Raw genomic sequence first — 8,303 nt, forward strand, 5'->3', positions numbered from 1 at the left:
ATCGCACCGCTATGCTTTAATTAACAAAAATCAAAAACTGGAGGCAAAACATGGAGGGAAAGTGGTCCTACAGGGCCCACGAAATAGAGCCCGGCATTTTCGTCGAGATCGGAGAACTTGTGGAAAGATTCAAACCCCTGGACTTATCCACCGGTTACCCCGACCTGCCGGGACCGGAAGAGGTTAAGTATGCTGCAGTGGAGGCTATATGCCGGGGAGCCAATCAGTACACTTCCAGCTTCGGGAGCCTCAGGCTCCGCCAAGCCATAGCCGATCACTATCGCCGCTTCTACGGCTGGAACATAGACCCCTTCCAAGAGATAACAGTAACCCACGGAGCTACAGAAGGAATTATTGCTTCAATTCTGGCCCTTGTGAATCCAGGGGATGAAGTGATAATCTTTGAACCCTTCTACGATAGCTTCGCTCCCGACGTAATAATGGCCGGGGGAAAACCTGTGTTCGTGTCCCTCACGCCGCCCTCCTGGGAATTTGACCCGGTTGAGCTGAAAGGGGCTATTTCGCCCCGCACTCGCCTCATAATCCTCAATAGCCCTCATAACCCCACAGGCAAAGTCTTCTCCAGGGAAGAACTGGAAACCATCGCTCGCCTGGCGCTGGAACACGACCTTCTGGTCCTCTACGATGTTGTTTACGAGCACCTGGTCTTTGAAGGAAGGCACTATCATATAGCCACCTTCCCCGGGATGGCTTCTCGCACGATAACAGCGGGAAGCTTCGGTAAAACCTTCGGACTCACGGGGTGGATGGTAGGATGGATCATTGCTCCACCACCCATTACCGAAGCTGTCCGGAGGATACACCAGTTCACCTCCTATTGCGCTGCTGCCCCTTTCCAGGAAGCCGCCGCCTTCGCTCTGGGGATGGAAGAGGATTTCTTCCGCAAAACAGTGGAGATGTATCGCCAGCGCAGAGATTTCCTTTCCTCAGCTCTGGAAGATATAGGCTTCGCGGTCCTCAAGCCCCAGAGCACCTATTACCTCCTGGCCGATTTTTCCCCTCTGAGCGAGGAAGACGACAGAACCTTCTGTCGTCGTCTGATTCAGGAAGCAGGAGTTGCCGCTATCCCCATAAGTGGCTTCTACCGAAAAGGAGTCAAAAGCCCTCCTATGCTCCGGTTCTGCTTCGCTAAAAGGATGGAGACTCTGGAAGAAGCCGTGGCGAGGCTCAGGAATTGGGCGAAGAAAGAGGCACAAGCTTCCTGACAGCCTCTACCACGTCTTTGACCGCAAAAGGGCGCACCAGAATTTGGGACGGGTTCAAAGCCTTCTCGGCCTCCGGATCTCGGCCATAAGGAGAAGCGCAGAGCACAAGAGGGGTCTCCCCGAGGAGCAAGCGGAAAGCCTTCAACTTTTCTAGAGAAACAGCTATCCCCTTAAGGTCCAGCACCACCAGATCCGGAATAGAAGGAGCATGACAGAGGTAAGCGGCAGCAGCTTCAATATTCTGGAAAGCCTTGATCCGGTAGCCTTCTTCCTGAAGCTGAGCTGAGATCAGGGCCCTCTCCTGCCATTTGGGCACAACTAACATCACCACTCGTTCCACAATGTCCCCCAGAGGGGTGTGAAAATCTCCGGAGGCGGGATTTCAAGTTCGCCCCCGGGCGGTTTCCAGTAGAGGTAGACCGCTGAATATCCTCCCGGCTCCTGATACCTTACCCTTATTTTATGCTCACCTTCGCTCAGGTAAATTCTACCTTCCTGGAGCCTTTCGTGCGAAGTTCTCACAACCAATTGGCCGTCTATTTCCAGGAACGAAGGGGAGTTAGAGAAAAGGGCAAAACCGTAGTATCCTGGCTTCTCCACTTTCAAAAAACCCCTCCATTCAACACAGAAGGGGGCAGGAAGGGGTTGAATGTGCCAGCGAAAAGCGATAAAGGGGTCAACTCTGGCGAAAACAGGTTCTCCGCTCCAATCGGTTCCGCGGTAATAGTAACCTGTGAGGCCTCTTTTAGGCGCTGGATGGATGTTGAATAGTTCCTCAGGAACCTGGCCATCTAAACCCCCACCGTGGATTTCAGCTCGCCCTGGTCCTCTCAGTTTGAAATCGTGCCACCCCTTGATGAGGTGAACAGAAACCTCTTCTCCACCCTTAAGGGTCAGGAAACCGTCGGCCCCTGCGACGAGAAGCTCAGCCGAGGTGGAGCCTTCCAGTTTCAGCCGGTAAACGCCCGTTTCGGGGATGAAAAAGCTGCCTTCCTTCAGGGTTTCCTGGGGAAGCACCCGGAGACCTACGGAGCTATTTACCTCTTCTTTCCCGACCACAATCAACCTGAGCATTGTTTTCCCTGATGGGTCCGGGATTTCCTTGACTTCTGCCCCGGGATACCAGTGCAGGAAAACTTCCAGGGGCAGGTCATATCGGGGATCCACAAGATAAACGATATCCCGGTCGCTTCTTTCCCGGAGAGGGATATGTTCCAGGGAATCCAGGAACCTCAAGTCTATTTCCCGGGGGAGGAGGAAGTGGACCGTGGGATCGGTGGCGTAAATGGAGTAGAAACGGTAGGCGGAGCCTAATGAGGAGATTACTCTGCCGACAGTGGTTTCAAGGCCATGGAAAGCATAGAAAACCCTTGGATCACTGGCATGGCGAAAGAAATACAGGTGGAAGTTGAGGGTCAGGGAGACCATCACCAGGGGCAAAATCAGCCCACGGGAGAGAAATGGAGCGGCCGAGGCTATTTCCCTGAGAGCTACGGCCCCCATGAAGGCTACCGGAATCACTGCTCCTATGTTGCGCAGAGCCTGAGGTGCTTCAATGGACCATATCCCGGGCTGGAGGAAAAGTATCAGCCAGAGGGGCATGATACCGTAACGCCAATCGAGGGATTTACGCAGGCAAATTCCTATCCCCACTACAGTGAGAGCTCCCATGATGGGGTCCAGAAGGGGAGCATCGGGCAAGTTATGGCGAGGGTTAAAATCGCCCCGCTGGTGGAACATGAGGAGGGTGACCCTGAGGTTGTGCTTAAGGGCTTCTACGCCCGCAGGCAAGGGATGGAAGCGCAGAAGGTAGACCTGACGGGAGCGATGGAGAAAGGTATCAGGGTGGTGAATGGCATAAGAGATGAGGGGAGCTGAGGCCAGGAGGATAGCGAGCAGAAAGATTAGGAAAGCGGTTGTTACTTCTCTAATCCGGGCTTTGTTTTTGATGAGGTAGGGAAGAAAGGAAAGCAAAGCCAGCAGGGGGAAAACCCGGAAAGCAGCATAGCCCATCAGTCCCCACCCCGCCATAAATCCAGCTAAGAGGAAGTCGGTGCGGGCTCCTCGGAGGAAACCTCGCCAAAGAAAATAAAGGGAGAAAGTGGCGAAGAAAGGGGTGGTTATGGCATCGAAAACCACCCGGCTGAAGTGGAAATGCCAGCGCATTATCCCCAGAAGCAATGCACCTATTATGGCCAATCTTGCGTCTATAAGCCTTAACAAAAGGTAAAAAGCCAGAACCGTAGCCGTTCCATAGAAGACGGGCACAATTCTCAGAGCCAGGGATTCATTTCCCAGAAGCTTTATGGCCGGGGCCAGTGAATAGATAAGGAGGGGGCCACGGCCATTGCAGGCCTCAAAGTATGGGGGGTAGGTCCCTGAATCCACCGCCCATGCGGCATCCAAAGCGTTACAGGCTTCATCGTAGTAGATACCCGGGGGCATCCTGTCAATCCGGTAAAGGCGCAGGAAAAAAGCTAACAGCAGGATAAGAGGGAGTAAAAGGCCTCTGGTTTCTGACCTTGCAGGTGAGGAGGGAGGTCGCTCTTCCAGCAGGTAGAAGGCAAAGCCCAAATACACGAGGGAAAGCATGTAAAAAAGCCAGGGGAGAGGGCTCTGGGTGCTTTCAAAAAGCTTTATCATTCCCAGAGCAGCAATGGCCGAAGTCAGAAGCAGGCTGAATCCGAGGATTCTTTTCCAAACAGATGGTGTGATGGGCAAGCTACGGGCGAAAGCCGGGGGCTTTTCTCCACTGGAGGCGATTAAACCAAGGCAAAGGCCCAAAATCAACAGGCTAACTCCAGTCCCTGTCCTGGCCGGGTCTTTCACCACTTGAGTTCCCGCCAGAGTCACTCCCAGGGCTAAGAGGAGCAAGAAAAACTGCGGTTTTTTCATGGTTAAAGGCCAGAACAATGGTGTTTTCTGAGGCAGCCTTTTACTTTAACCCGAAGAACCGGACCAGATTGCCGATGTATTCAGGCAGGCGACGCCAGGTGTCTTTTTTCCAGAGTCTCCTCCATATCCGGCTGGGCCTTAAGTAGAAGCGGCGGTAGGCCTCGTGCCACTTCTTTTCCACCAGGGATGCCGGGAGCCCTGGAAGTTCGTAATGAGCTTTGTCATCGTGGATGCCGAAATCACGCCAGCTTTTGGCAAAAAGTTTGCCTTCCTTTAACACAAGCTGGTAAAGCTCTGTGCCGGGGAAGGGAACGGCCATCATGAAGTTGGCCAGTTCGGGGTCCAGCTCCAGGGCAAAGCGGATGGTATCCTCCATAGTCTGCTCATTCTCTCCTGGAAGTCCGAAGATGAAGAACCCCATGGTTTCAAGGCCTGCCTTCCGGGCATTGCGGAAAGCCTCCCGAACCTGGTCCAGAGTCTGGGCTTTCTTTATGCGTCTTAGAATTTCCTCATTCCCGCTTTCCACCCCAAAGCCCACCCGCTTGCATCCAGCTTTCTTCATCAAACGGAAAAGCTCCTCATCGGTGCTGGTTACCCTCATCCCGTGAATGGTGATCCAGGGCACTTTGTTCAATCCTTCTTTTATAAGGAGCCTGCAGATTTCCTTGGCCCTTTCCAGGTCTAAGTTCCAGGCGTCATCGGTAATACCTATTTCAGTGGCACCGAGCTCCTCCACCAGGTAGCGCCACTCTTTCACGACCTCGGCGGGAGAACGGGGCCGCCACGTGTGCCCGGTTACAGGCTTTGAGCAGTAAATGCATTGGTAGGGGCAGCCTCTGGAGGTCAGAATTGTATAAGCTCTGGCGTTAGGGTCAAGGCCGTCGGTTAGGGGCTGGAGGTTGGTGTAGCGTTCAATCTTGAACAAATGATAGGCAGGCCAGGGAATATTGTCAATATCCCTGCGGAGAGGACGCTGGGGATTGTGGACTATTTGGCCTTCCTCGTTGCGGAAAGAAAGGCCTAAAATTTTGCCATAGACGGATTCAGGGAAAAAGCGAGGCTTTTCGGGGTCGTGGCCATTGCGAGGCGGTGCCTCTTCCAGGGCTTGCAGGAGTTCAACTATAGTGTCCTCGGCCTCACCCCGGACCACCAGGTCCACTTCTGGCCTTTCCATGGATTCGTGAGGCATAATAGTAAGGTGAGGCCCCCCAAGGATGGTTATAGCTCCGTGGGCTTTGGCTATCTGAGCTGCTTCCCATGCTTCATGAATGAGAGGAGTAGGGCTTGAAATTCCCACTACCTCAAAAAAATTGCGGCTGAGGAAAGAATCAAGGGGCTCATCTTCTACCACTGCGTCAAAGATTTCAACCTCATAACCAGCCCTGAGGAGGGAACCTGCCAGGTACCCAAGCCCCATATGGATGTGCTTTCGGGAATTCCACACTTTTGAAATTGGGCTCACCAGCAAAATCCTCATGCAAGCCATTCCTCCAGCTATATTCAGAACAATTATACCATCAGGAAGTCCTGAGGCCAAGCCTTTAAAGTTTTGTGCTCTAACTGTAGCGGTGGCTTAAGAAGAGGATCAGGGTTCAGCAGAGAGTGGGCTATGCAGGCGTTTATAGGCGGGTATTTGGCTCTCAAGGTAATGCTGGGTGGTGCGAATATCGGCGTGGCCCATAAGCTTCTGGATATCGTCAAGTGAGCAACCGGCCTCTTTGAGCCGATGGGCAAAAGCTGCACGGAGGGTGTGGGCGGTGGCACGTTTCGTGATACCGGCGGCACGAACTGCTTTGGTAATAGCCCTTTGAATTCCGCTGGGATGCAGATGGTGTCGTTTGATGGTAAGAGTACGGGGATCTACGGAGGGATTGCGGGCGGGGAATACATATTGCCATTCCCATGATCTATCTGCGTCCGGGTATTTGCGAGCCAGTGCTGGTGGCATAGAAACCGGGATATCGGGATAGGCTTCATAGAGATGGCGCACTCGCTTAAGGTGAGCGTAGAGGCGTTGTAGAAAGCGTCTTTCATCAGGGAGGAAAGTCACTCGGTCGCGGTTAGACTTTGTATCGCGGACGGTGATGAGGTAGTTATCAAAATCAAGGTCCTGGATGCGGAGGCGCAAGGCTTCCAGGAGGCGCAGGCCGCTTCCGTAGAGAAAGCAAGCGACGAGGTAAGGTGCTCCGTTCAGGTGGGCTAGGATACGCAGGCATTCATCGTGGCTTAGGTAAGGTTGGACGTAAGTATTTCGTTTGGCGCGAAGGGTGTGCAAGTTGCCGAGGGAAATGCCCAGAACTTCCTGGTAGAGGAAAAGGAGAGCGGAAAGGGCCTGGTTCTGCGTGGAAGCTGAAACCTCTTCATGGGCGGCAAGGTAAGTTAGGAAAGCTTCAATTTCTGGCGCCCCCATAGTAGCGGGATGGCGCAGTTTGTGGAAACGGACGAAACGTTCATACCAGTGTAGATAAGCCTTCTCAGTGCGAATGGAATATCCACGCAAGCGTATAGCCTCACGTAAACGGTCAGCAATTTTCTTCTCTGGCATCTTGCCTCCTTGACAAGTTTGATTTTTGTGGTATAATTAAAGTTGAAAAAGGTGATAATCTTCTTGAATTTCATTATAGCATAAAATAGAGATTTGGGCAAAAATAAAATGAAGAATCACATGGTATAAAATAGAGAGTCAAGATAATCACAAGTTGGGCGGCTCTCTGATGGCGATTCTCAGAACGGGCGTTCCATGGGCAGATTCAAGATCGACGACCGAACACGGGCATTGATGTTAAAACATCTTGCTGAGACGAATTTGATGATCAGCGACCTGCTCACTGAAAAGGGCAAAATGGAATATCCATTGTTGCTTCAGGTGGCTTTTGCCAGCCACGACGAAGAGTGGTTGGCAGATCAATTAGCGACCGGTGGATATATCAAGCGAGAGTGCTTTTGTTCAGAAGCGGAACTACGATCAAAGTCCGGTGCGTTAGCCGTTGAGGTATTTGAGATGTTTTTGATGATAGCGTCTTTTGAGCGTCTACTTGAAGAAGGCGCGTTCTCTTTTGCCTATCCAACGAAGCGATATGGTTAAGTTTGACCCTGTAAGAGATGATTTGTTCCAATTCTTGGATGACTTTAGCCCGCCTCAACCTTATCGGACATGGGTCGTCAGGTGGTGCAAGGCGTTGGTGGCAGCTCAAAGGAAGGGTGGTGATGTGCGCCCTTTATGCATTGAGAAGCCTGCAAGCGTGGAAGATGTGGAAAGAATAGAAAGTCAGATTGGGCAAAACTTGCCGATTGGTTTACGGAAGATGTTTCTTGAGTTCTCCGCTGGCATTGAATTTGGCTGGGTTCTACCGAAGGGATCTTCTCCGCCATTTAGTATCTATTCTGGAGGCTTTGAAGGGATAAAACTTGCTTGGTTGACGAGACTTGAAGAGGAGCGGCAAGGATGGATTCGCCACGTCTTCTCTGATCCCACGGATCCGTACAGTTCAAAATGGTACAATAAACTGGCGATTATTAGCGTGATTAATGGAGATATGATAGGGATAGATTTAGGGAACGCCGATGGTTGTGTAGTTTATCTGAGCCACGAAGGCGACGAAAGCCTGCATGGAATGATACTGGGGAGGAATTTTAGCGAATTTATGGAGTATTGGAGTATGCTGGGCTGTGTTGGCCCAGAGGGTTGGGAGATAGAGCCTTTTGTCGAAGGTGTTCAGGGCATCAATCCACTTAGCGTCAATGCGAGTGTGTGGCAAAAGTGGTTGGGTTTGGAGTGATTTAGCCGCCCAACCTGCGCTTTCACCTGACAGCGCCTCCGCTGCGCTCCGGCGCTGCAGGTGAAGCGCGAGTCGTTGGGCCGCCAGAGGATGAAGGTTTCCCTCTGGCGGAGGCAGGGCGGGCTGGAAGGCCGAAGGGAGCGCGGGCAGGCCGCAGGATGCGGGCGGAACGGGAGGCCAATGGGAACGGGTGGCCGGAAGGTTTCCCCCCGGCCGCTGGTCTCTGGTGGCGGGACGCTACGGCAAGATGCGCCGATGAGCGTCTGGGCAAAGGGAGAGCAGTCTCTCCGGCCCGAGCGGGCGGAAAGGGCGGGCGCAGGCTGGGCGGGAGCGCGGCGGTCCTCCTGAAGAGTCCTGGCAGAGAGCGCGGGGAGCCTCGGGCGGGAAGCGGGCCGAAGGGAGC

At 52.9% G+C, this 8,303-nt stretch carries 8 protein-coding genes; 4 read left to right on the top strand and 4 right to left on the bottom strand.

All coding sequences use genetic code 11. The annotated features are described in order from the left end of the window. Positions 1 to 50: 50 nt before the first annotated feature. On the top strand, positions 51 to 1,226 hold the full coding sequence (locus NZ653_07300; protein MCS7286920.1) for an aminotransferase class I/II-fold pyridoxal phosphate-dependent enzyme: 1,176 nt from the start codon (positions 51 to 53) through the stop codon (positions 1,224 to 1,226). Here NZ653_07300 and NZ653_07305 read toward each other — a convergent pair. The 3 genes from NZ653_07305 to NZ653_07315 are packed head-to-tail and all read right to left on the bottom strand — an operon-like array spanning position 1,189 to position 5,538. Next, complete coding sequence (locus NZ653_07305; protein ID MCS7286921.1) at positions 1,189 to 1,566, bottom strand: response regulator; 378 nt, start codon at positions 1,564 to 1,566, stop codon at positions 1,189 to 1,191. The two genes, NZ653_07300 and NZ653_07305, sit on opposite strands and share 38 nt — an antisense overlap. After that, positions 1,551 to 4,121 (bottom strand): PA14 domain-containing protein, encoded by a 2,571-nt coding sequence (locus tag NZ653_07310; GenBank protein ID MCS7286922.1) that lies wholly within the window; start codon positions 4,119 to 4,121, stop codon positions 1,551 to 1,553. Before NZ653_07310 ends, NZ653_07305 begins: the two co-directional genes overlap by 16 nt. 40 nt (positions 4,122 to 4,161) lie before the next feature. Beyond that, positions 4,162 to 5,538, bottom strand: coding sequence for a B12-binding domain-containing radical SAM protein (locus tag NZ653_07315; GenBank protein MCS7286923.1), 1,377 nt, complete (start codon positions 5,536 to 5,538; stop codon positions 4,162 to 4,164). A gap of 4 nt (positions 5,539 to 5,542) precedes the next feature. Here NZ653_07315 and NZ653_07320 point away from each other — a divergent pair, with 4 nt between their 5' ends. After that, the gene (locus tag NZ653_07320; GenBank protein ID MCS7286924.1) at positions 5,543 to 5,698 is read left to right on the top strand and encodes a hypothetical protein; all 156 of its coding nucleotides are present in this window, start codon (positions 5,543 to 5,545) and stop codon (positions 5,696 to 5,698) included. Between the two features lie 8 nt (positions 5,699 to 5,706). Here the strand turns inward: NZ653_07320 and NZ653_07325 are convergent, their stop codons facing one another. Continuing rightward, entirely contained in the window at positions 5,707 to 6,666 is a 960-nt protein-coding gene (locus NZ653_07325) for an integron integrase (GenBank protein MCS7286925.1), read from the bottom strand. A 234-nt stretch (positions 6,667 to 6,900) separates the two neighbouring features. Between NZ653_07325 and NZ653_07330 the strand changes: the two genes are divergently transcribed. Then, positions 6,901 to 7,206 (top strand): hypothetical protein, encoded by a 306-nt coding sequence (locus NZ653_07330; GenBank protein MCS7286926.1) that lies wholly within the window; start codon positions 6,901 to 6,903, stop codon positions 7,204 to 7,206. Positions 7,207 to 7,363: 157 nt separating this feature from the next. Next, entirely contained in the window at positions 7,364 to 7,900 is a 537-nt protein-coding gene (locus NZ653_07335; GenBank protein MCS7286927.1) for an SMI1/KNR4 family protein, read from the top strand. Positions 7,901 to 8,303 lie beyond the last annotated feature (403 nt).

It is taken from the genome of Anaerolineae bacterium (assembly GCA_025062375.1).
GTDB lineage: Bacteria > Chloroflexota > Anaerolineae > SpSt-600 > SpSt-600 > SpSt-600.